Here is a 20,681-nt window from a genome sequence, read left to right as displayed (position 1 = left end):
TAGGTAGCCGGGCGCGGTTGCGTCCCGGTACTGCGGTTACATCGTTCTTAATGTATTCCCGACAAAGACTATAAAGAGGAATCACCATGCTGGACGTGCCCCTGCTGATTGGCGGCCAGTCGTGCCCCGCCCGCGACGGTCGAACCTTCGAGCGCCGCAACCCGGTGACCGGCGAGTTGGTGTCGCGGGTTGCCGCCGCCACCCTGGAAGATGCCGACGCCGCGGTGGCCGCTGCGCAGAAGGCGTTTCCCGTCTGGGCTGCCCTGGCCCCCAATGAACGTCGCACCCGTTTGCTCAAGGCAGCCGAACAATTGCAGGCGCGCAGTGCCGAGTTCATCGAGGCGGCTGGGGAGACCGGCGCCATGGCCAACTGGTACGGGTTCAACGTGCGGCTGGCGGCCAACATGCTGCGTGAAGCGGCGTCGATGACCACGCAGATCAATGGCGAAGTCATCCCCTCGGATGTGCCTGGCAGTTTCGCCATGGCCCTGCGCCAACCCTGCGGCGTGGTGTTGGGCATCGCGCCCTGGAACGCCCCGGTGATTCTTGCCACCCGCGCTATCGCCATGCCATTGGCCTGCGGCAACACCGTGGTGCTCAAGGCCTCCGAGCTCAGTCCTGCGGTGCACCGCTTGATCGGTCAGGTGCTGCAGGACGCCGGCCTGGGCGATGGCGTGGTCAATGTCATCAGCAACGCACCTGAGGATGCCCCGGCGATTGTCGAGCGATTGATCGCCAATCCGGCGGTGCGCCGGGTCAATTTCACCGGCTCGACCCATGTCGGACGAATCGTCGGCGAGCTCTCGGCGCGCCACCTCAAGCCGGCGTTGCTGGAACTGGGCGGCAAGGCGCCGCTGCTGGTGCTCGACGATGCCGACCTGGATGCTGCGGTAGAGGCGGCCGCCTTTGGCGCCTATTTCAATCAAGGGCAGATCTGCATGTCCACCGAGCGCCTGATCGTCGATGCCAAGGTGGCCGATGCCTTTGTCGCCAAGTTGGCGGCCAAGGTCGCCACCCTGCGCGCGGGCGACCCCGCAGATGCGCAATCGGTGCTCGGTTCGCTGGTGGACGCCAGCGCCGGCACGCGCATCAAGGGCTTGATCGACGATGCATTGGCCAAGGGCGCGCGCCTGGTGGTCGGCGGGCAACTGGACGGCAGCATCTTGCAGCCGACCCTGCTCGACGGTGTCGACGCGAGCATGCGCCTGTACCGCGAGGAGTCCTTCGGGCCGGTGGCCGTGCTGCTGCGCGGCGAGGGAGATGAAGCGCTGCTGCAGCTGGCCAATGACTCCGAGTTCGGTTTGTCGGCGGCGATTTTCAGTCGCGATACCGGGCGTGCCCTGGCCCTGGCCCAACGGGTCGAGTCGGGCATCTGCCATATCAACGGCCCGACCGTGCACGACGAGGCGCAAATGCCTTTTGGCGGGGTCAAGTCCAGCGGCTACGGCAGTTTCGGCGGCAAGGCGTCCATCGAACATTTCACCCAGCTGCGTTGGGTCACCTTGCAGAACAGACCGCGGCACTACCCGATCTGAAGAGGCGGGCAAGGCCGAAATAACAATAACAAGGCTGCAGCCAACGGCTGCCACGCTATCGCTGAGTCACCTGTGGGTGACTTGGTTTAGCGTGCCTCGACGGAGTACATGCACTTGAGTTCCGAATTCAGCTTACAAGCCCAAGCCCAAGCCCAGGCCAGCGCACCGCGCTATCGCCCCGTGTCCATCGGTTGCGCGGCGGTCGAGGTGACCGAGCAGCAGGGCGAACTGCACATGCGCTCCCTGGAACCCTTGGCCGAGATGCCCAGGCGCTTGCTCGACCGTCTGGTACATTGGGCCCGGGTGCGTCCCGAGCAGACCTTTATCGCCGCCCGCCAGGACGACGGTGAATGGCGTCGGGTGAGTTACGCGCAAATGCTCGACAGCGTCCGGGCGATCGCCCAAAGCCTGCTGGGCTATGGACTGTCGGCCGACAGGCCCCTGGTGTTGCTCTCGGGCAATGACATCGAGCATTTACAAGTCGCCTTCGGCGCGCTGTATGCGGGCATTCCCTACTGCCCGGTGTCGCCGGCCTATTCGCTGCTGTCCCAGGATTTCTCCAAGCTGCGCCACGTGTGCGACCTGCTGCAACCTGGCCTGGTGTTCGTCAGTGATGCCCCGGCGTACCAGCGCGCCATTGACGCCGTGCTGCCGGCCGATACGCCACTGATTATCGTCCGTGGCCAGGTCGCGGGGCGCCGGCAGGTGAGCTTTGCCAGCCTGCTCGAACAATCGGGCGGCGCCGAGGCCGAAGCCGCTTTCGCCGCCACCGGCCCGGACAGCATCGCCAAGTTTCTGTTCACCTCCGGCTCGACCCGGCTGCCCAAGGCCGTGATCACCACCCAACGCATGCTCTGCGCCAATCAGCAGATGTTGTTGCAGACCTTTCCGGTGTTCGGTGAAGAACCTCCGGTGCTGGTGGACTGGCTGCCGTGGAACCACACGTTCGGCGGCAGCCACAACCTCGGCATCGTGCTCTACAACGGCGGCAGTTTTTACCTGGACGACGGCAAGCCGACCGCCCAGGGATTTGCCCAGACCCTGCGCAACCTCAAGGAAGTGTCGCCCACCGCCTACCTGACCGTGCCCAAGGGCTGGGAAGAACTGGTCTCGGCCCTGGAACAGGACGCGCAATTACGGGAGTGTTTTTTCAAGCGCGTCAGCCTGTTCTTCTTCGCCGCTGCCGGGCTGTCGCAAAGTGTCTGGGATCGGCTTGACCGGGTCGCCGAACAGCACTGTGGCGAACGTATCCGGATGATGGCGGGGCTGGGCATGACCGAGGCCGCGCCCTCCTGCACCTTTACCACCGGGCCCTTGTCCATGGCCGGTTACATCGGCCTGCCGGCACCGGGTTGTGAGGTCCGCTTGGTGCCCAAGGAGGGCAAGCTGGAAGGGCGCTTCCGTGGGCCGCACATCATGCCCGGTTACTGGCGCTCACCAAATCAGACCGCCGAGGTGTTCGACGAACAAGGCTATTACTGTTCCGGTGACGCGCTCAAGCTGGCTGACCCCGATGACGCGCAACTGGGGCTGATGTTCGATGGGCGCATTGCCGAAGACTTCAAGCTGTCTTCCGGGGTCTTCGTCAGTGTCGGGCCGCTGCGTAATCGTGCGGTACTGGAGGGCTCGCCCTACGTCCAGGATCTGGTCGTGACCGCGCCGGATCGTGAATGCCTGGGCGCGCTGGTGTTCCCGCGAATGTACGAATGCCGCCGCCTGGCGGGGCTCGGTGCCAGTGCCAACGATGCCCAGGTGCTGGCCAGCGCGCCGGTGCGGCAGTGGTTCGCCGACTGGTTGCAGCGGCTCAATCGCGACGCCAGCGGCAACGCCAGTCGCCTGGAATGGATCGCGTTGCTCGACGATGCCCCGTCCATCGATCGCGGTGAAATCACCGACAAAGGCTCGATCAACCAGCGTGCGGTGTTGCAATGCCGTGCGGCCCAGGTCGAGGCGTTGTATCGCGGTGAAGACCCGTCGATCCTGCGTGCAGGGCCACGGTCATGAGTGGCCCGGGGCAATACTCGTCCTTCAGCGATGTGGCGATTCTTGAAGCCGTGCGAACGCCTTGGATTGATGTCGGCGGCGCGTTGGCCCAGGTATCGCCCATTGATCTGGGCATCAAGGTCGGTCGCGAAGCGTTGGCCCGTGCCGGGCTCGATCCGCAGGCAGTTGACACGGTGCTGGCCGGCTCCATGGCCCAGGCCAGCTTCGACGCCTACATGCTGCCACGCCATATCGGTCTGTACAGCGGTGTGCCGCAACAGGTGCCGGCCTTGGCGGTGCAGCGCATTTGCGCGACCGGCTTTGAGCTGTTGCGCCAGGCCGGCGAGCAGCTTCAAGGGGGCGCACAACTGGCACTGTGCGTGGGTGCCGAATCCATGTCGCGCAACCCGATTGCCGCCTACACCCATCGGGGCGGGTTTCGCCTCGGGGCGCCGGTGGAGTTCAAGGATTTCCTTTGGGAAGCGCTGTACGACCCGGCGCCGGGCCTGGACATGATCGCCACGGCGGAAAACCTCGCCAGGCGTCACGGCCTGAGCCGCGAGGCGGTGGATGCCTATGCCTTCGACAGTCACCAAAGGGCGCTGCACGCGCAGACCAGCGGCTGGTTCAGCGATGAAATCGTCCCGGTGGATAATGAGGTGTTTGAACTGGAGGGCTATCAGCCACGGGGGATTACCCTGCCGCGTCGATGTGAAGCGGTGACCCAGGACAGCCATCCGCGGCCCACCGATTTATCCGCGCTGGCCAGGCTGCAGGCGATTCATGCTGATGGCGTGCAAACCGCCGGCAACAGCTGTGCGGTGGTGGACGGCGCAGCGGCCGCACTGGTCGGCCGAGCCTCGATGAGTGCGCGTCCGGTACTGGCGCACCTGTTGGCGACTGCGGTGGTCGGTGTGGCGCCGGAGTTCATGGGGATCGGCCCGGTGCCGGCGATCCAGTTGTTGCTGCAACGCAGCGGCCTGGCCCAGGACGATATCGCCCTGTTCGAAATCAACGAGGCGCAAGGTGCGCAGGTGCTTGCAGTGGCTCAGGCGCTGGAGCTGGATAGCCAGCGGCTTAACCGCCGTGGTGGTTCGATCGCCCTGGGGCATCCATTGGCCGCCACCGGCCTGCGTTTGGTGATGACCCTGGCGCGGCAATTGCGCGAACAACATCTGCGCTACGGAATCGCCGCTGCCTGTGTCGGCGGCGGGCAGGGCATGGCCGTGCTGATCGAGAACCCGGATTTTCGTGGCTGAACCCTGGCGGTATTTTTTCCTTTAATCGACACGAGGTTTGCCATGTGGCACTACCAGGCGCCATTGCGCGACATGCATTTCATCCTTGAACACTGGCTGCAGGCGCCCCAGGCCTGGAGCCAGATGCCCGCATTCGAGGCCCTGGACTTGCCGTTGGCACTCCAGGTGCTGGGCGAGGCCGGGCGTTTCAGCGCGGATGTACTGGCGCCGCTCAACAGCAGTGGCGATCGCCAGGGTTGCCGCTTCGACAATGGCCGGGTCAGCACCCCGGACGGTTTTGTCCAGGCTTACCGGGCATTCGCCGAAGGTGGCTGGCCGGCATTGGCCTGTGATGAAGCCTTCGGTGGCCAGGGACTGCCGCAACTGCTCGATGCCGCCTTGCAGGAAATGCTCTACGCCAGCAACCACGCCTGGGCCATGTACACGGGAATCGCCCATGGCGCCTACCTGTGCCTCAAGACCCATGCGCCGCAGTGGATCAAGGAGCGTTATCTGCCGCAGATCGTCAGTGGCGAGGCGCTGCCCACCATGTGCCTGACCGAACCCCAGGCCGGCAGCGACGTCGGCCTGCTGCGCTGCCGTGCCGAACCCCAGGGCGACGGCAGTTATCGGTTGAGCGGCAGCAAGCTGTTCATTTCCGGAGGCGAACATGACCTGACCGAAAATATCCTGCACCTGGTGCTGGCACGCTTGCCCGGGGCGCCCACTGGTAGTCGTGGTATTTCGCTGTTTTTGGTGCCCAAGCGCCTGGATGACGGCCAAACCAATGCGCTGCGCTGCGACGGTATCGAACACAAGATGGGCATCAAGGGCAGTGCCACGTGCTCGCTGGTCTTCGACGGCGCCCAGGGTTGGCTGATCGGCGAGGCGAACCGTGGTTTGGCCGCGATGTTCGTGATGATGAACTCGGCGCGACTGCATGTCGGTCTCCAGGGCTTGGGACATGCCGAGGCTGCATGGCAGAACGCCTATACGTACGCGCTGGAGCGCAGACAAATGCGTGCGCCCAAGCGTCCTGTCGGCGTTGCCGCCGAAGCGGTCGACCCGATTCATTATCATCCGGCCATGCGCCGGGTTTTGCTGGAATTACAGGCCTGCGCCGAGGGCATGCGCGCCGTTGGTTACTGGGCTGCGCATTTGCTCGATCAGGCCGAGCATGCCCCGGACCTGGCCACTCGGCAGAGTGCCTTGCAACTGGCGGAGCTTTTGACGCCGGTGATCAAGGCTTTTTTCACTGAGCAGGGTTTTCGCCTGGCCAGCAATGCCTTGCAGGTCTTCGGTGGCTACGGCTACGTCGCCGAGTTCGCCATTGAACAGACCCTGCGCGACAGCCGAATCGCGATGATTTACGAGGGCAGTAACGAAATCCAGGCCAATGACCTGCTGCTGCGCAAAGTGCTGGGCGATGAAGGTCGGGCCCTCGCTCAATTGTTGGCGGTGATGCGCGAAGAAGCCGGGCAGGATTGCGAAACAGCAGGCTGCACCGGTTTTGGCGCTGAGCTGGCGTTGCTGTGCGATAAGCTCGATAGTTTGCACCTGGATATACGTGATCAGGCCGTCGAGGACGACGAATATCCCTATCGGGCTGCAGGTGATTTTTTGCGCCTGTGTGGCGTGGCCCTCCTGGCTTTTGCCTGGACCCGGGCGGCGCGTGTCTCTCGCTTGTTACCCGACAGCGATCCTCTGCGCGCCAGTAAACTGCAAACCGCGAGCTTTTTCTTTGCCTACCTGCTGCCGGAAGCGGATCAGCGGATCGCTGCCATTCGTGCGGCCAAGGCACCGCTGCCGTTTCTCAAGTGAGTTCAGGAGGCAGGTCGCGGGCATCAGGCACCTGATTCCGGGTCGCTCGCAGGCAAGCCGCGAGCCTCCTTGTCGTTTTCGTCCTGATCGTTCATGTGCGGGGCGGCGTCGGAATCTTCGAGGCGAGCACCTTTTCCATGGTCCGGATGCTCACTCGAGACCGGGTTATTTGCCTCCACGCCTCTCATATCTTCATCGACAGGCGCTTCATCGTTCGGCGGCAATGGAACCTCAGGCGCATCCTTCATGGGGTCATGGCCGGTTTCGTTGTCCGTGGTTCGCGTCACGTCCTGCTGCGACCTGTTACCCACTGCATTCTCGTCAATGTCCATGCTGGTTCTCCGTTTTGATGCGCGCAATGTCCGCGCTTATACATGAGAGATAGCGGCGCGGCTCGAGTGCCGAGCTTTGGACGAGCGGCAAACCCGAGAGCCCTCAGGAAAGCTCAGTCCCAGTCGAAACCGAGTTCCGGATCGATCGGCGGGATGCACTGCAGGGTCGCCAGATCCAGCAGGGTGAAATAACCGTCCAGCCAGCCCGCTGTGTCGATGTGGTACACGTTGCCAAGCACTGCAGGCTGCCTGAGTGGTGTATGCCCGACCACCAGGGCACGAAGTCCCTCAATGCAGTCGGTATCGCCGTCCTGAATCCGGGTTCGCGACCACAGGCAACTGTGCTGCACAAGTTCCAGCCGCTTGGTGCTTTCAGGTGATTGCAGTTCGGTGCACAGTTGATCCCACGACGGCACCGGGCAATCGGCGTGAACGATCCCGACCAATCCGCCAGGCGTTTCGACCTCGATGGCGATCGGCAGCTCGGCGAACTGCAGCGCGAACGCTATCTGCTCGACCAGCGACAGCCCGGCGAACCATTCCCCGCCGTTGCAGATCCAGCTGTCGACGTCGCAGGTGTCGAAGTGCGCCACGTAGTCGTCATGGTTGCCGCGCACCGGGTGAAACCATGGTTTGGCAAGCCAGTCGAGCGCGTCGCGGCTCTCGGGTCCACGATCAACCAGGTCACCGACGCTGAACAGGCGGTCGACGACAGGATCGAAATCGACCGCCTCCAGCGCAGGCTGCAATCGGCTGAAGTGACCGTGAATGTCACCCACCGCAAAGTCCCGGCCGGCGGTGTTTGCGGCGAAGCGCTTGATGCGTGACGACTCGATGGTTTCGATCATGGCGCACTCCGGTACGACAGAAGGCGATCCTTTGAATATTGGCATAGCTTGGCCTTGCCCGTCCTTCACCGTCGGAACCAAAACAGTCCAGAGTGTCTACATTACAGGGAGTCTTCCCTTTCTGAGAGAACGGATATGATCAGACATCGCTCGTTGATTGCAGCTATCACATGTGTCGCATTGGTCTGCGGCCCGGCCACGGCATGGGCCGATCCAGGTAATGGCAAGGGGCAAGGAAACGCCAAGGGCAATTCGCAACACAGCCAGGAGCATGGCAACCAGGGCAATAAGGGGAATAAGTCCGGGGGCGATGATTGGGACCATGGTCCAAGCATCAATCGAGGAAGCATTATTGGCATTGTCGATGGGTATCGGGACTACTGGAGCCCCGGACCTGCCTTGCCACCCGGCATTCAAAAGAACCTCGCCCGGGGTAAACCGCTGCCACCCGGGATTGCGAAAAAGCTCGATGGTCGACTGATCGGCCATTTGCCTCGTTATGAAGGTTACGAATGGCAGCAGGCGGGCACCGACCTGATACTGGTTGCGCTTGCTACCGGCCTTATCTATGAGGTCCTCAATGGCGCTTTCGATTGACGATAGACTGATGTATCCGTCCGTCGCGGAACTTGAACTGTCGGGGATTTAACGCGTCTTAAACAACGCGCAATCAACCCTCACGGAAGCAATCATGCTTTTAAAAAACAAGAGTTTCGTTGCTGTAATGTCATTCGCCATGATGCTTGCAGCCGCTCCGTTACTGCCTGCTGACCTGTCCATCATGAACTCCGCCTATGCCAAAGAAGGTGGTGGTGGTGGTGGTGGTGGTGGTGGTGGCGGCGGCAGCGGCGGTGGTGGCGGTGGCCACGGCGGTGGAAATGGCGGCGGTAATGGTGGTGGCCATGGCGGCGGTAACGCTGGCGGTCACAGCGGTTCGGGTCACTCCGGCAGTAACGGCCGCGGTGAGGGATTGAGCAGTGATCATGCGGGCAAATCGGTTCGCGACCATGGCATCAGCGGCAACCGTTACGGCAGTGATCGCAACAGTGACAAGGGTCACGGCACCACCACTTCGGGCATCGCACAATCCAAAGATACCCGCGGCCTGACTAAAGCCTCTGCAATCTCGGCCACGACGCCGGGAGATCACAACGCCAAGGGATTGAGTAATGCCGGCTCGTCAACTTCGAAAAAGTCCGATTGAGCAGAATCGGGATGAGTTGACCGCTACAGGGTGAGCTCATCGTTATTGCGATGTGGTTCTGTGAGCAAAAAATCCCGGAGACCTTCTGTCTCCGGGATTTTTCGTTGTAAGGCCGGGGGAAATCCTGCCGTACGTCGTGATCCACCAGCTGGTTCCCTGGCTCGACTACGGTTGGATGTAAGACTGCTTTCCAACCCAGGAGCGTTAGGCATGCGCAGAATCCTCTTCCTGATGTTCGCCGCCCTGGTCATGTGCGCCAGCCAGGTCATGGCGGACACCCTCAAGATCAGCGTCATCGGCGCTGGCAACGTCGGCGGTACGCTGGGTACGCTTTGGACAAAGGCCGGGCACTCGGTGATGTTTTCGTCACGCCATCCCGAGGAGCTGGCGGACCTGGTCAAGCGCGCCGGCGCCAACGCCCGGGCGGGCTCGGTGACCGATGCCGCGGCCTGGGGCGATGTGATCGTGTTGAGCGTTCCCTACGGCGCGATGCCGGTGCTGTCCGAACAGCTGAAGGGCAAGCTCGGTGGCAAGGTGGTGTTCAGCACCAGCAACCCGTTCAGCGGCCGTGATGGAGATGTCGGGAGCAAGGCGCTGGAGATGGGAGCAGCCCTGGCGGACCAGCAATACCTGCCCGGCGTACACTTGGTGCGGGCATTCAACGCCGTAGGCTACGCTTCCATGAAGGACGAGTCTGGCAAGGGCAAGGCGATTCCCGTTTTCGCCGACGACGCCCAGGCCAAGGATGTGGGGGCGCGGCTGGTGCGCGACGCCGGATTCCTGCCCGTCATTTTCCCGCTGGCGCGAGCCAATGAAGGTTTACCCCGCGGTCCGCTCAGCGGCCTGTGGAACGAAGCCGAACTCAAGGGCAGGCTGGCTCCCTAGGAGAAAAACAGCATGGCTCCCGCAAACCTGTTGGTCCTGGCCTGGGGTGTGTTCTTCTGCACGGCAGCGTTTGGTCAAGGCGCGCCAGACACTGATCACCCACCGGCGATACTTCCACTGGAATCCGAGACGACGCCAAGCCTCATTGCCTGGCCGCCGCTCGCCGAACCGCTCGCCCGTGGGGTCGTCATCATCCAGTATCGAACAGAGCACGCCAGGATCATGCCGATCTTTGGCAAAGCGGCCGCTGATGTTTCACCACGCCTCGGTCACCTTCACGTGACCGTCGACGACTGGAAAGGTACATGGGCGCACACCAGTGAAGACCCGATCATCCTGGTCGGGCTGACCCCCGGCACGCACAAGGTTCTGCTGGAAGTGGCCGACCCGACGCACAAGATCCTCACCCGTACGACAGTGAGTTTTGTCGTTCCGCAGAAGAACCCCACGGACGCCCCGCACGTTGACGAGGGTCACGCCGCAAAACACTGACGATGAGCATCAGACAAAGCCGTTACTTGCGCACGTTCTGGTACAGCATCAACCGTGAGGTTTCATGCATGGCGCGGGTCAATTGTGACAGGCGTTTGAACTCCTCGGGATTTTGCTCGGCGACGTTGTCCAGCGGCGTCGGCGAGGCCAGGTCATGCAGGCTTGGCGAGCTGCCGTCGTGCTCCATCTGCACCATGTAGTGTTGCGTCACGCCGGCAATCAGCGGGAAGGTGCCTTCACGCAATACCAGTGGCACCACGCGTTCGCCTTCGGGGGCGGGCTGCTGGATATCACGGCCCATGCCGCCGTTGCGAAACTCAAGGCCGGCCATACCCGCCACGGTGGGCAGCAGGTCCACCAGGCCGACCGCTTCCTCGACTTTGCGGGTACCGATCATGCCGGGTGCGTGGATGATCATCGGCACCGCGTTGCTTTCCAGGCCCAGTTGCTCGTAGGCCGGCGCCAGGAACGGGATCTGCGCGATACGGGTGTTGTGGTCGCCAAACATCACGAAAATGGTGTTGTCGTACCAGCCGCCGGCCTTGGCGATTTCCATCAGGCGTCCGAGGTTGAAGTCCAGCAGGCGCACGGCGTTGTATTGCTCGACACTGCGCGAGCCGGCGGCCTGGACTTGCTCCAGGGTAGGGTGCTTGATCTCGAAGCCGTCATTGTCCTTTGGAATCGTGAAGGGCCGATGGTTGCCGGCCGTTTGCACATAGGCGAAGAACGGCTTGTCCTTGGGCAGCGCTTGCAGGATCTGGTCGGTTTCCTTGAACAGGTCCAGGTCCGAGATGCCCCAGACATCCACCACCGGGGATTTCCAGTCGCGCTCGTCGAACAGGCGCACGCCGTCGATACTTTGCCTGATCAAGGCATTCATGTTGGCCCAGCCGGAGTTGCCACCGATGGTGTAGATCTTCTCGTAGCCGGTGAAGGCATTGACGAGCGTGTTCTGCCGGGTGATCAGGGGATTGCGCGTCGCGGTTTCGTGGCGGGTGACGTCAGGCACTCCGGTGATGCTGGCCCAGACGGTTTTCGCGGTGCCCGTGACCGGCACGTAGAAGTGTTTGAAGAACCAGCTCTGGGTGGCCAGGCGATCGATATTGGGCGTCGGATCGATCGGGTTGCCATAGGCTCCGACGGCACTGGTGCCCAGCGACTCAAGCATGATGAACATCACGTTCGGTGGCCGCGAGCCTGGAATCTTGTAGGGCTGTGGCGCCTGGTGGCGGACAAAGTTGAGGGTCTGCGGGTCGGGTTGGTCGACACTCAGGTAGTGGGCCATGACCGCGTAGTGTTCGCGCACTTGGGCTTCGTCATAACGCGACTGGCCGACCTTGACCGTGTCGTAGAGGAAAATCACCGGGTTCAGGCCCAAGGCGGCGACCTGGTTGTTGCCCGAAAAGAACGCATCGCTCCAGCGCAGCGGCACGGGGTTTTCAAGGTTCAGGTTTTCGACACGACCCAAAATACCCAGCAGCACCAGTACCACCATCACCGCACCGCCCCATGTCGCGGAAAGTGGGTGAATGGTTGTGCGCGGGCGGTCCAGCGTGACCCGTTCCAGACGCACCAGGGCCAGTGTCACGAAGGCGACTGTCGCCAGCCAGCCCAGGGTAATCCAGATGACCGGGTAGGTTTGCCAGACCATGTCACGGGATATCTGCGCATCCTCGATGAAGCGCAAGACCGTGGCGTTGATCCTCACGCCAAGGTAGGCGTAATGGCCAAAATCGATGATGTAGATCAGCAGCACAGCGCTGAGGATGGCGACCAGGTACAGACGGTTGATGATGCGCAGGAGGCGGCTGCCGACAAGGTTCCAGCGCGGGATCCAGGCCAGCAACGCCACCGGCAGCATGACCAGGATGGCCAGGCGCAAGTCGAAGCGAAAGCCGATGCCCAGGGTTGTCAGGACGTCCTCGTTGCCCAGGGCTTTGGCGTCAAAACCGGAATAGCCGAAAAAGAACAGCACCCGCAGCAGTGCAAACAGCACGAACAGGATTGCTGTTGCGCCCAGCCAGTAATGCAGTCGTCTCGATTTCAGCCAGCCCATGCGTCTTTCCTTATTGAGAATTTCGTTGAATTTCAAACGCCGCGCAGGGTCATGAGCCGGCGATACGTCCAGCGCGCCGCCAGCACCAGCAGTGCCAGGCAGCAATACAGGCCCAGCAGCGGATCGACCAGGTAATCCCAATAGTTGTGGGAAGGTTTGAGCCCGGCGATGAAGGCCAGGGTCGCACAGGTCAACATCACCACGGCCAGGTAATGGCGCAGGTAAAACAGGCTGAACGTCACCAGCGCGACGAACAACAACAGGGCGCGCGGGCTGTAACCACGCCGGTACGGGTCCAGGTCACTCAAGCCCAGGGTGGCCGGGTACAGCACCAGGGCCAACGCGGCGAAGAGGATCAATACGCTCGTGTGCCCCTGCTGCGCAGGCGGCAACACATCCAGCCGACGCAAACACCCCCAGGCCATGAACACCAATGAGGTGATCGCAAGGTCGTCGATATGGCTGCGCAAGTAAGCGGCCAGCGACAACCCGCCCAGGGGTATGAAGCTGGCGGCCAGCAGTGCGAGCAGCAGCGCGATGCGCCAGACCCTGCCCAGGCCAAAAGACGGCAGTAACAGGAAGATGATCATCGCGAAGCTGACATGGGCTTGCCACAGGTTAATCATTTCAGGCGCTCGGACAGCCAGGCATCGTTGAAGGAGACGTGTTTGATGAAGGTGTTGTTCCAGGAGTAAACCAGGTGATACATCCCGTCGGGACTGCGGATGAAGTAGGGGTATTCATATTCGAATTCACAGCCCTGGCTTTTACACACACGTTTGTCGAGGTTGGCGAGGAATGCCGCCTCCAGCGCCTGGCGCAGCTTGCCACTGGAACCGCGGAACTCTTTGCCGATGATTTCCTTGTAAACCAGGGGTGAATACGGATCGCCCTCGGGATCCGGTGATTTGTCCAGGTCGTGCAACAGGCGCCAATCGTCCATTTTTGCATCGGTGATATACAGGCTCAGCTTGAAGCGCCCCTCTTGCAGGTCGTTGAGCGCTACCAGCAACCGGTGTTCGGGCGTCGCCACGGCCGCCAGCGAGGAATTGGGGTTCGAAGGCACCAGCGGAAAAGGTTCGCTCCAGCTTTGCCCGGCATCTTCCGTGCGGCTCGCCAGGACTCGGTGGTAGGTGCTGCCGGCATAACGCAACAGGGCAATGCCGCGTTGGCCATCCAGCGGAACGATCGCCGGTTGCAATGAATTGCTGCCATGGCTGATGCGGAATTTATCGATCACCTCACCGTCCGCGCTCAAGTACAGGTACTCGGCAAATTTGCCGAGGAATTCGTGATAGACCGGCAAGCCGATGGAGCCGTCGACATGAAACACCGGTGCCGAGCGGACCAGGGTGCTGATGTTCAGGAAAGGTGAAGTGATCAATTGCCGCGGCGCCGACCAATGCCCGCCAAAGTCGTCTGAAACCATCACGTTGACCGCGCTACCGGCCCAGCCGCCCATGGAGACGGAAACGTAGAACAGCCACAGGCGATTGTCCGGCGCGAGGGCGATGACCGGATTGCCCAGTTTGCGGATGTATTTGCGCGTGCTCTGCTGGGTCGAATCCCGGGTGGCCATGACCTGCTCCTCCCCCCACTCGCCGGTGCTCAGATTGAAACGGGCGGAGCGCACCTGCACATCGGCGGCGCCTTCGCGGGTGCCGGCGAACCAGACTGCCATCAGGCTACCGTCAGGCAAGGCTGTGACCGACGCGGAATGCACGAAGTCCACCAGCCCGGAGGAGGCGAAACGGCTGGTATAGATGGGTTTGGCCTCTTTATCAGCCACCGACATGAGCGGACTGATTTGGGCAAAGGACGAATGCCTGGGAGCGGGGTGGGTGATCCATGCGACTGCAAAGAGGCAGGCCAAGGCAAGGTAAATACAGAGTGCAGGAATGCCGGGAAGTTTGCTGCGCATGATTGGACCTATGGCATTTTGTGGGCCATTAGAACACTCAAGTGAAGACTTTAGTACAGGATCGCATCCCGCGAGTTTCAATTCTGCGAGCTGTTGTTTGTTCCTGGCAGTACGGACACCGCGATCATCACGCCCCGCTGGAAATCCAACGGAATCATTGAGTTACTTAATGGTCATAACCAGGGTTCAACGCCGTGCGGGTTATCCGCCGGGCAAAACCCTCACAGCCCCGACCTTCAGGATGTTTAAATGAATCGCGCAGTAATGATGACCCTGGCCATTTCCAGTTTGCTCCTGCTGGGCGGCTGCGGACCTCACTGGGAAGACGGAGAAAGGTACGGCCGCTATCACGATCATGATCATCGCCGTGGCTATGACCAGCGCGATGACGACGACCGAGGGTATGATCATCGATATGATCGGCGTGACGATGATCGCGACAACCGTCGCTATCGCGATCGTGATGACCGCGACGACTGATAATGAAAAAGAGGGGTAGGGAGTGATCAGCTTCCCGAGTCACTGCCTTTCTGATTGTCCCCGTCGTCTTCCGACGCCGCGTCTTTTTTCAACGAATGGGCATCGGCGCCGGAGTTCGAGCCTGACGCTTCCTCGCCCTTTTTATCAGCCTTTTCCTCGTTGGATTCAGCGCCCTGGTTGAGCGCGGGAGCGGAGGGTGGAATGGTTGCATCCTCGGTGGTTTTTTCGGTGGCCAGCACGCAAAGCGGAGAGGCCGACAGCAAGCCCGTGAACATGAGCGCGGCAAGGGTGGTGTTCATCGTTTGAGTCTTCCGTGCGAGGGGTGTGTACTGCATTGGAAGAGCGGCGCACAGGAAGGTGCGCAGTGGCGGACGAATGGCTGTACCCGATCTACTGTGGGAGCTGGCCTGCCGGCGATGGCGGCTTGCTGGCGATGCAATGGTGAAGCTGATGCCGCCATCGCTGGCAAGCCAGCTCCTACAGGTTTTGCGCAGGTAAGTTGAATTGGTGGCGTCACGCAAATCCGTAGGAGCCGGCTTGCTGGCGATGCGATGGTGGCCGTGATGCCGCCTTCGCTGGCAAGCCAGCTCCTACAGGTTTTGCGCAGGTAAGTTGAATTGGTGGCGTCACGCACATCCGTAGGAGCCGGCTTGCTGGCGATGCGATGGTGGCCGTGATGCCGCCTTCGCTACACCCCTCCCCTCTTTTCATCGCCTTCCGACCAGAAACTCCCATGAGGCTATTGCGCATCCGGTATTATGGTATACCATCATACGCACAGATACCTTCCACCCTGATACGGAGCAGCTCATGAGTTTCGAAATCCGCAAGATCGTCAGCTATGTCGAAGAAACCTTCATCGAAGGCGGCAAAGCCACCGACAAGCCTGTGACCATGGTCGGGCTGGCCGTGGTGATGAAGAACCCCTGGCTGGGCAACGGTTTCGTTGAAGACCTCAAGCCGCAGATCCGCGCCAACTGCTCCGACCTCGGCGCAATGATGGTCGAGCGCCTGGTGGGCATCATCGGCGGTGCCGAGAAGATCGAAGCCTATGGCAAGGCTGCCGTGGTCGGTGCCGACGGTGAAATCGAACACGCCTCCGCGGTGATCCACACCCTGCGCTTTGGCAACCATTACCGCGAAGCGGTGAAAGCCAAGAGCTACCTGAGCTTTACCAACAAGCGCGGCGGCCCGGGCACTTCGATCCAGATCCCGATGATGCACAAGGACGATGAAGGCCTGCGCTCGCACTACATCACCCTGGAAATGAAGATCGAAGACGCGCCGCGTGCCGACGAAATCGTCGTGGTCCTGGGTTGCGCCGATGGCGGCCGCCTGCACCCACGCATCGGTAACCGCTACATCGACCTTGAAGAACTGGCTGCCGAAAAAGCCCAGTAAGACGGTCGGTCACTACAACAAAAAGGTATGCAGGAGCGCTCCATGATTCGGCTCACCGCTGAACGCACCCCGGCTGGCACCAGTTACCTGGCGACCGGCCAAGGCCAGCCCGTAGTCTTGATCCACGGCGTGGGCCTGAACAAAGAAATGTGGGGCGGCCAGATCGTTGGCCTGGCCACGCAATACCGCGTCATCGCCTACGACATGCTCGGCCATGGCGCCAGCCCGCGCCCTGAAAGCGGCACGCCGCTGCTCGGTTATGCAGACCAGTTGCTCGAGCTGCTCGATCATCTGCAATTGCCCAAGGCGGCCGTGATCGGTTTCTCCATGGGTGGGCTGGTGGCGCGGGCTTTCGCCCTGCATTACCCGCAACGCCTGCAAAGCCTGGTGGTGCTCAACAGCGTGTTCAATCGCACCGCTGAGCAACGTGCCGGCGTGATCGCCCGCACCAGCCAGGCCGCCGAGCACGGTCCGGACGCCAACGCCGAAGCCGCGCTGTCACGCTGGTTCAGCCGTGAATACCAGGCGGCCAATCCGGCGCAGATCGCCGCGATTCGCCAGACGCTGGCGGGCAATGACCCCCAGGGTTACCTGACCACCTACGAATTGTTTGCCACCCAGGACATGTACCGCGCCGAGGACCTGGGCAACATCCAGGTACCGGCGTTGATCGCCACCGGCGAACTCGACCCGGGATCGACCCCGGAAATGGCCGAGCAACTGGCCCAGCGCATTCCCGGCGCGAAGGTTGCCGTGCTCGCCGAGCAGCGGCATATGATGCCCGTAGAATCGCCGCGCCTGGTCAACCAGCTGTTGCTGGAGTTTCTCGACACGGCGCACTCCCGACAAAACCAGATCAAGGGGATCGTTGCATGACACTCACACGCTTCCAGATGTGCATCGGCGGTGAATGGGTCGATGCCCTCTCCGGCAAGACTTTCGAAAGCCTCAACCCGGCCCTGGCCGAACCCTGGGCCGAACTGCCCGATGCCGACGAAGCCGACGTCGAGCGCGCCGTACAGGCTGCGCAGACCGCCTTCGACAGCCCGGCCTGGCGTGGCCTGACCGCCACCGCCCGGGGCAAGTTGCTGCGCCGCCTGGGCGACCTGATCGCCGAAAACAAGGAACAACTGGCGCAGCTGGAAAGCCGCGACAATGGCAAGCTGATCCGCGAGACCCGCGGCCAGGTCGGCTACCTGCCGGAGTTCTTCCACTACACCGCAGGCCTGGCCGACAAGCTCGAAGGCGGCACCCTGCCGCTGGACAAGCCCGACCTGTTTGCCTACACCGTGCACGAAGCCATGGGCGTGGTCGCCGCGATCATTCCGTGGAACAGCCCGCTGTACCTGACCGCGATCAAACTGGCGCCGGCCCTGGCGGCGGGCAATACCATCGTGATCAAGCCGTCCGAGCACGCCTCGGCGACCATTCTCGAACTGGCGCGTTTGGCGCTGGAAGCCGGCATCCCGCCGGGCGTGGTCAACGTCGTCACCGGTTACGGCCCGAGCACCGGTGCCGCCCTCACCCGCCATCCGCTGGTGCGCAAGATCGCCTTCACCGGTGGCGCGGCCACGGCCCGGCATGTGGTGCGCAGCAGCGCCGAGAACTTCGCGAAATTGTCCCTGGAACTGGGCGGCAAATCGCCGAACATCATCTTCGCCGACGCCGACCTCGACAGCGCGATCAACGGCGCCATCGCCGGGATCTACGCCGCCTCCGGGCAAAGCTGTGTGTCGGGTTCGCGCCTGCTGGTGCAGGACGAAATCTACGACGAATTCGTCGCTCGCCTGGTGGAACGCGCCCAGCGCATCCGCATCGGCAACCCGCAAGAAGACAGCAGCGAAATGGGCCCGATGGCCACCGCGCAGCAGCTGGCCGTGGTGGAAGGACTGGTGGCCGATGCCATTGCCGAAGGGGCAACACTGCGCCTGGGTGGCAAGCGTGCGCAGAACCTGGGCGAAGGCTGGTTCTATGAGCCGACCCTGTTCGAATGCGACCGCAATTCGATGAAGATCATGCAGGAAGAAGTGTTCGGCCCGGTGGCTTCGGTCATCCGTTTCAAGGACGAAGCCGAAGCCCTGGCGATCGCCAACGACTCGCAGTTCGGCCTCGCCGCCGGCATCTGGACCCGCGACCTGGGCCGCGCCCATCGCCTGGCCCGGGACGTGCGTTCGGGGATCATCTGGGTCAATACCTACCGCGCGGTGTCGGCCATGGCGCCGATCGGCGGTTTCAAGAACAGTGGCTATGGACGCGAAAGCGGCATCGATTCCGTGCTGGCCTACACCGAGCTGAAAACGGTGTGGATCAATCTGTCCCAAGCACCGATGCCTGATCCATTCGTGATGCGCTAGGAGTCCTGAGAAATGATCGAACCCGGCATTTACAAAGACGTCATGAGCTCGTTCCCTTCCGGAGTCACGGTGGTCACCACCCTGGACCCGGCGGGCGGCATCGTCGGCATCACCGCCAGCGCCTTCAGTGCGCTGTCGATCGATCCGGCACTGGTGCTGTTCTGCCCCAACTACGCCTCTGACACCTACCCGATCCTGCGCGACAGCAAGCAGTTCGCGATTCACCTGCTGTCCGCCGACCAGACCGCCGAAGCCTATGCGTTTGCCGGCAAAGGCAAGGACAAGGCCAACGGCATCGAGTGGCACTTGAGCGAACTGGGCAACCCGTTGCTGCGCAAGGCCACGGCGATCATCGAGTGCGAACTGTGGCGCGAATACGATGGCGGCGACCACGCCATCATCGTCGGTGCGGTGAAGAACCTGATCCTGCCCGAGCAACCGGTGACGCCGATGATCTACCACAAAGGCAAGCTGGGCCCCCTGCCCACCCTGGCCTGATCGGTTCCACACACACCCCTGTAGGAGCGAGCTTGCTCGCGAAAAACGTCCAGACAACGCGGGCACTCAGACAGCCCGCGTCATCGTTAACGTCCATCGCGAGCAAGCTCGCTCCTACAGGTCATCACCCTCTTCTCCAGGAGCCGGCATGAGCCCAGCAGCCTCGTTACTGTTCCGCCAGCAGGCCTACATCAACGGCCAATGGCTGGGTGCGCCCGACGGTGCGCAACAGGACATCTTCAACCCGGCCACCGGCGAGTTGATCGGCCAAGTGCCGAACCTCGGCGCTGAACACGCACGCCAGGCCATCGACGCCGCCAACAAGGCCTGGCCGGCCTGGCGCGCACTCACCGCCAAGGAACGCAGCAACACGCTAAAGCGCTGGCACGCGCTGATGCTGGAAAACGCCGATGCCCTGGCCGAAATCCTCACCCTCGAACAAGGCAAGCCGTTGGCCGAAGCCAAGGGTGAAATCCTCTACGCCGCCAGCTTCATCGAGTGGTTCGCCGAAGAAGCCAAGCGCATCTACGGCGACACCATTCCCAGCCACAAGGGCGATGCGCGCATTGTCGTGAGCAAGGAGCCGATCGGTGTCGTCGCGGCGATCACCCCCTGGAACTTCCCCGCGGCGATGATCACCCGCAAGGCCGGCCCGGCACTGGCCGCCGGTTGCCCGTGTATCGTCAAGCCGGCGCCGGAGACGCCGTTCTCGGCTCTGGCCATGGCCGCGCTGGCCGAGCAGGCCGGCATTCCCGCCGGTATTTTCAACGTGATCACCGGCGATGCCATCGCCATCGGCGCCGAACTGACCGCTAGTCCGCTGGTGCGCAAACTGTCGTTCACCGGCTCCACGGCCATTGGCAAGTTGCTGATGGCGCAGTGCGCGCCGACGCTGAAAAAGGTGTCGCTGGAACTGGGCGGCAACGCGCCGTTTATCGTCTTCAATGACGCCGATCTGGAACGTGCAGTGGAAGGCGCGCTGATCGCCAAGTTCCGCAACGCCGGCCAGACCTGTGTCTGTGTCAATCGCTTCCTGGTGCAGGACGGTATTCACGACGCTTTCGTCGCGCGGTTGGCCGAACGGGTCTCGCAACTCAAGGTTGGCAGCGGTTTCGCCGACGGCGTCACCCAGGGTCCGCTGATCAACGAGCGCGCCGTGGCCAAGGTTGAAGACCATGTGCAGGATGCACTGGCGCAAGGTGCACAGCTGTTGTGCGGCGGCGAACGCCACGCCCTGGGCCATGGCTTCTTCCAGCCCACGGTATTGGCCGGCATCACCACGCAGATGAAAGTCGCTCGGGAAGAAACCTTCGGCCCGCTCGCCGCGGTGTTCCGCTTCGCCAGCGAATCCGAGGCCGTGCAGATGGCCAACGACACCGAATTCGGCCTGGCTGCCTATTGCTACACCCGCGACCTGGGCCGCGCCTGGCGCATGAGCGAAGCGCTGGAATACGGCATGGTCGGGATCAACGAAGGTTTGATCTCCACCGAAGTCGCGCCGTTTGGCGGGATCAAATCCTCGGGGCTGGGGCGCGAAGGCTCCAAATACGGCATCGAGGATTACCTGGAACTCAAATACACCTTGATGGGTGGGCTGTGAATCAATACCTGTAGGAGCCCGGCTTGCCGGCGA

Annotated in this window: 20 protein-coding genes; 14 read left to right on the top strand and 6 right to left on the bottom strand. The window is 62.2% G+C overall.

Translation table 11 applies throughout. The features are described 5' to 3' along the window. The first annotated feature begins 86 nt into the window (after nt 1-86). From SOP95_RS15415 to SOP95_RS15400, 4 genes are all read left to right on the top strand, one after another. A complete protein-coding gene (locus tag SOP95_RS15415) occupies nt 87-1,535 on the top strand; it encodes an aldehyde dehydrogenase (RefSeq protein ID WP_323607500.1) in 1,449 nt (482 codons plus the stop codon). A 114-nt stretch (nt 1,536-1,649) separates the two neighbouring features. Next, nucleotides 1,650-3,539: a feruloyl-CoA synthase gene (locus SOP95_RS15410; RefSeq protein WP_323607499.1), complete on the top strand. Its 1,890-nt coding sequence runs from the start codon at nt 1,650-1,652 to the stop codon at nt 3,537-3,539. Then, a complete protein-coding gene (locus SOP95_RS15405; protein WP_323607498.1) occupies nt 3,536-4,777 on the top strand; it encodes a thiolase family protein in 1,242 nt (413 codons plus the stop codon). The genes SOP95_RS15410 and SOP95_RS15405 overlap by 4 nt, the downstream gene beginning before the upstream one ends. 42 nt (nt 4,778-4,819) lie before the next feature. Next, the gene (locus tag SOP95_RS15400; RefSeq protein WP_323607497.1) at nt 4,820-6,577 is read left to right on the top strand and encodes an acyl-CoA dehydrogenase; all 1,758 of its coding nucleotides are present in this window, start codon (nt 4,820-4,822) and stop codon (nt 6,575-6,577) included. Between the two features lie 23 nt (nt 6,578-6,600). On the opposite strand, the gene SOP95_RS15395 is transcribed toward SOP95_RS15400, so the two are convergent. Then, on the bottom strand, nt 6,601-6,909 hold the full coding sequence (locus SOP95_RS15395; RefSeq protein WP_323607496.1) for a hypothetical protein: 309 nt from the start codon (nt 6,907-6,909) through the stop codon (nt 6,601-6,603). Nucleotides 6,910-7,022: 113 nt separating this feature from the next. Beyond that, a complete protein-coding gene (locus SOP95_RS15390; protein WP_323607495.1) occupies nt 7,023-7,757 on the bottom strand; it encodes a metallophosphoesterase in 735 nt (244 codons plus the stop codon). 135 nt (nt 7,758-7,892) lie between these two features. Here SOP95_RS15390 and SOP95_RS15385 point away from each other — a divergent pair, with 135 nt between their 5' ends. The 4 genes from SOP95_RS15385 (at nt 7,893) to SOP95_RS15370 (ending at nt 10,338) form a co-directional block, all read left to right on the top strand. Next, complete coding sequence (locus SOP95_RS15385) at nt 7,893-8,354, top strand: anti-virulence regulator CigR family protein (protein ID WP_274077387.1); 462 nt, start codon at nt 7,893-7,895, stop codon at nt 8,352-8,354. Nucleotides 8,355-8,448: 94 nt separating this feature from the next. Beyond that, nucleotides 8,449-8,961 carry a hypothetical protein gene (locus SOP95_RS15380; RefSeq protein ID WP_323607494.1) on the top strand — a complete coding sequence of 171 codons (513 nt, stop codon included), beginning with the start codon at nt 8,449-8,451 and terminating at the stop codon, nt 8,959-8,961. A 210-nt stretch (nt 8,962-9,171) separates the two neighbouring features. Further along, nucleotides 9,172-9,846 carry an NADPH-dependent F420 reductase gene (locus SOP95_RS15375; protein WP_323607493.1) on the top strand — a complete coding sequence of 225 codons (675 nt, stop codon included), beginning with the start codon at nt 9,172-9,174 and terminating at the stop codon, nt 9,844-9,846. A gap of 12 nt (nt 9,847-9,858) precedes the next feature. Continuing rightward, nucleotides 9,859-10,338, top strand: coding sequence for a DUF6130 family protein (locus SOP95_RS15370; RefSeq protein ID WP_323607492.1), 480 nt, complete (start codon nt 9,859-9,861; stop codon nt 10,336-10,338). A 22-nt stretch (nt 10,339-10,360) separates the two neighbouring features. Here the strand turns inward: SOP95_RS15370 and SOP95_RS15365 are convergent, their stop codons facing one another. From SOP95_RS15365 to SOP95_RS15355, 3 genes are read right to left on the bottom strand one after another with little or no spacing between them, the layout of a single operon-like run. After that, entirely contained in the window at nt 10,361-12,394 is a 2,034-nt protein-coding gene (locus SOP95_RS15365) for an LTA synthase family protein (RefSeq protein ID WP_323607491.1), read from the bottom strand. 32 nt (nt 12,395-12,426) lie between these two features. Beyond that, nucleotides 12,427-13,020: a hypothetical protein gene (locus SOP95_RS15360; RefSeq protein WP_274077392.1), complete on the bottom strand. Its 594-nt coding sequence runs from the start codon at nt 13,018-13,020 to the stop codon at nt 12,427-12,429. Next, the gene (locus SOP95_RS15355; protein WP_274077393.1) at nt 13,017-14,315 is read right to left on the bottom strand and encodes a sialidase family protein; all 1,299 of its coding nucleotides are present in this window, start codon (nt 14,313-14,315) and stop codon (nt 13,017-13,019) included. The genes SOP95_RS15360 and SOP95_RS15355 overlap by 4 nt, the downstream gene beginning before the upstream one ends. A gap of 249 nt (nt 14,316-14,564) precedes the next feature. Between SOP95_RS15355 and SOP95_RS15350 the strand changes: the two genes are divergently transcribed. After that, nucleotides 14,565-14,795 carry a hypothetical protein gene (locus SOP95_RS15350; RefSeq protein ID WP_274077394.1) on the top strand — a complete coding sequence of 77 codons (231 nt, stop codon included), beginning with the start codon at nt 14,565-14,567 and terminating at the stop codon, nt 14,793-14,795. 26 nt (nt 14,796-14,821) lie between these two features. Here SOP95_RS15350 and SOP95_RS15345 read toward each other — a convergent pair whose 3' ends face one another. Next, nucleotides 14,822-15,094 carry a hypothetical protein gene (locus SOP95_RS15345; protein WP_323607490.1) on the bottom strand — a complete coding sequence of 91 codons (273 nt, stop codon included), beginning with the start codon at nt 15,092-15,094 and terminating at the stop codon, nt 14,822-14,824. A 511-nt stretch (nt 15,095-15,605) separates the two neighbouring features. On the opposite strand from SOP95_RS15345, the gene SOP95_RS15340 reads away from it, so the two are divergent. The 5 genes from SOP95_RS15340 to SOP95_RS15320 all read left to right on the top strand — a co-directional run bounded on the left by SOP95_RS15340 (nt 15,606) and on the right by SOP95_RS15320 (nt 20,648). Beyond that, entirely contained in the window at nt 15,606-16,196 is a 591-nt protein-coding gene (locus SOP95_RS15340; protein ID WP_323607489.1) for an amino acid synthesis family protein, read from the top strand. Between the two features lie 42 nt (nt 16,197-16,238). Then, on the top strand, nt 16,239-17,072 hold the full coding sequence (locus tag SOP95_RS15335; RefSeq protein ID WP_274077877.1) for an alpha/beta fold hydrolase: 834 nt from the start codon (nt 16,239-16,241) through the stop codon (nt 17,070-17,072). Next, a complete protein-coding gene (locus SOP95_RS15330; protein WP_323607488.1) occupies nt 17,069-18,550 on the top strand; it encodes an aldehyde dehydrogenase in 1,482 nt (493 codons plus the stop codon). Before SOP95_RS15335 ends, SOP95_RS15330 begins: the two co-directional genes overlap by 4 nt. A gap of 12 nt (nt 18,551-18,562) precedes the next feature. Next, nucleotides 18,563-19,048 (top strand): flavin reductase family protein, encoded by a 486-nt coding sequence (locus tag SOP95_RS15325; RefSeq protein ID WP_046817508.1) that lies wholly within the window; start codon nt 18,563-18,565, stop codon nt 19,046-19,048. 148 nt (nt 19,049-19,196) lie between these two features. After that, nucleotides 19,197-20,648, top strand: a complete 1,452-nt coding sequence (locus SOP95_RS15320; protein WP_323607487.1) for an NAD-dependent succinate-semialdehyde dehydrogenase — start codon at nt 19,197-19,199, stop codon at nt 20,646-20,648. Nucleotides 20,649-20,681: the final 33 nt, after the last annotated feature.

Source organism: Pseudomonas sp. YuFO8, assembly GCF_035065025.1.
GTDB lineage: Bacteria > Pseudomonadota > Gammaproteobacteria > Pseudomonadales > Pseudomonadaceae > Aquipseudomonas > Aquipseudomonas putida_AE.
The sequence above is the reverse complement of the archived record's forward strand: the minus strand, read 5'-3'. Positions and strand labels throughout refer to the sequence as shown.

Bases quoted from the DNA above. Each gene is read 5' to 3' on its own strand.
- SOP95_RS15415 (WP_323607500.1), top strand. From the start codon at position 87: ATGCTGGACGTGCCCCTGCTGATTGGCGGCCAGTCGTGCCCCGCCCGC.
- SOP95_RS15405 (WP_323607498.1), top strand. From the start codon at position 3,536: ATGAGTGGCCCGGGGCAATACTCGTCCTTCAGCGATGTGGCGATTCTT.
- SOP95_RS15400 (WP_323607497.1), top strand. From the start codon at position 4,820: ATGTGGCACTACCAGGCGCCATTGCGCGACATGCATTTCATCCTTGAA.
- SOP95_RS15395 (WP_323607496.1), bottom strand. From the start codon at position 6,909: ATGGACATTGACGAGAATGCAGTGGGTAACAGGTCGCAGCAGGACGTG.
- SOP95_RS15390 (WP_323607495.1), bottom strand. From the start codon at position 7,757: ATGATCGAAACCATCGAGTCGTCACGCATCAAGCGCTTCGCCGCAAAC.
- SOP95_RS15385 (WP_274077387.1), top strand. From the start codon at position 7,893: ATGATCAGACATCGCTCGTTGATTGCAGCTATCACATGTGTCGCATTG.
- SOP95_RS15380 (WP_323607494.1), top strand. From the start codon at position 8,449: ATGCTTTTAAAAAACAAGAGTTTCGTTGCTGTAATGTCATTCGCCATG.
- SOP95_RS15375 (WP_323607493.1), top strand. From the start codon at position 9,172: ATGCGCAGAATCCTCTTCCTGATGTTCGCCGCCCTGGTCATGTGCGCC.
- SOP95_RS15370 (WP_323607492.1), top strand. From the start codon at position 9,859: ATGGCTCCCGCAAACCTGTTGGTCCTGGCCTGGGGTGTGTTCTTCTGC.
- SOP95_RS15365 (WP_323607491.1), bottom strand. From the start codon at position 12,394: ATGGGCTGGCTGAAATCGAGACGACTGCATTACTGGCTGGGCGCAACA.
- SOP95_RS15360 (WP_274077392.1), bottom strand. From the start codon at position 13,020: ATGATTAACCTGTGGCAAGCCCATGTCAGCTTCGCGATGATCATCTTC.
- SOP95_RS15355 (WP_274077393.1), bottom strand. From the start codon at position 14,315: ATGCGCAGCAAACTTCCCGGCATTCCTGCACTCTGTATTTACCTTGCC.
- SOP95_RS15350 (WP_274077394.1), top strand. From the start codon at position 14,565: ATGAATCGCGCAGTAATGATGACCCTGGCCATTTCCAGTTTGCTCCTG.
- SOP95_RS15345 (WP_323607490.1), bottom strand. From the start codon at position 15,094: ATGAACACCACCCTTGCCGCGCTCATGTTCACGGGCTTGCTGTCGGCC.
- SOP95_RS15340 (WP_323607489.1), top strand. From the start codon at position 15,606: ATGAGTTTCGAAATCCGCAAGATCGTCAGCTATGTCGAAGAAACCTTC.
- SOP95_RS15335 (WP_274077877.1), top strand. From the start codon at position 16,239: ATGATTCGGCTCACCGCTGAACGCACCCCGGCTGGCACCAGTTACCTG.
- SOP95_RS15330 (WP_323607488.1), top strand. From the start codon at position 17,069: ATGACACTCACACGCTTCCAGATGTGCATCGGCGGTGAATGGGTCGAT.
- SOP95_RS15325 (WP_046817508.1), top strand. From the start codon at position 18,563: ATGATCGAACCCGGCATTTACAAAGACGTCATGAGCTCGTTCCCTTCC.
- SOP95_RS15320 (WP_323607487.1), top strand. From the start codon at position 19,197: ATGAGCCCAGCAGCCTCGTTACTGTTCCGCCAGCAGGCCTACATCAAC.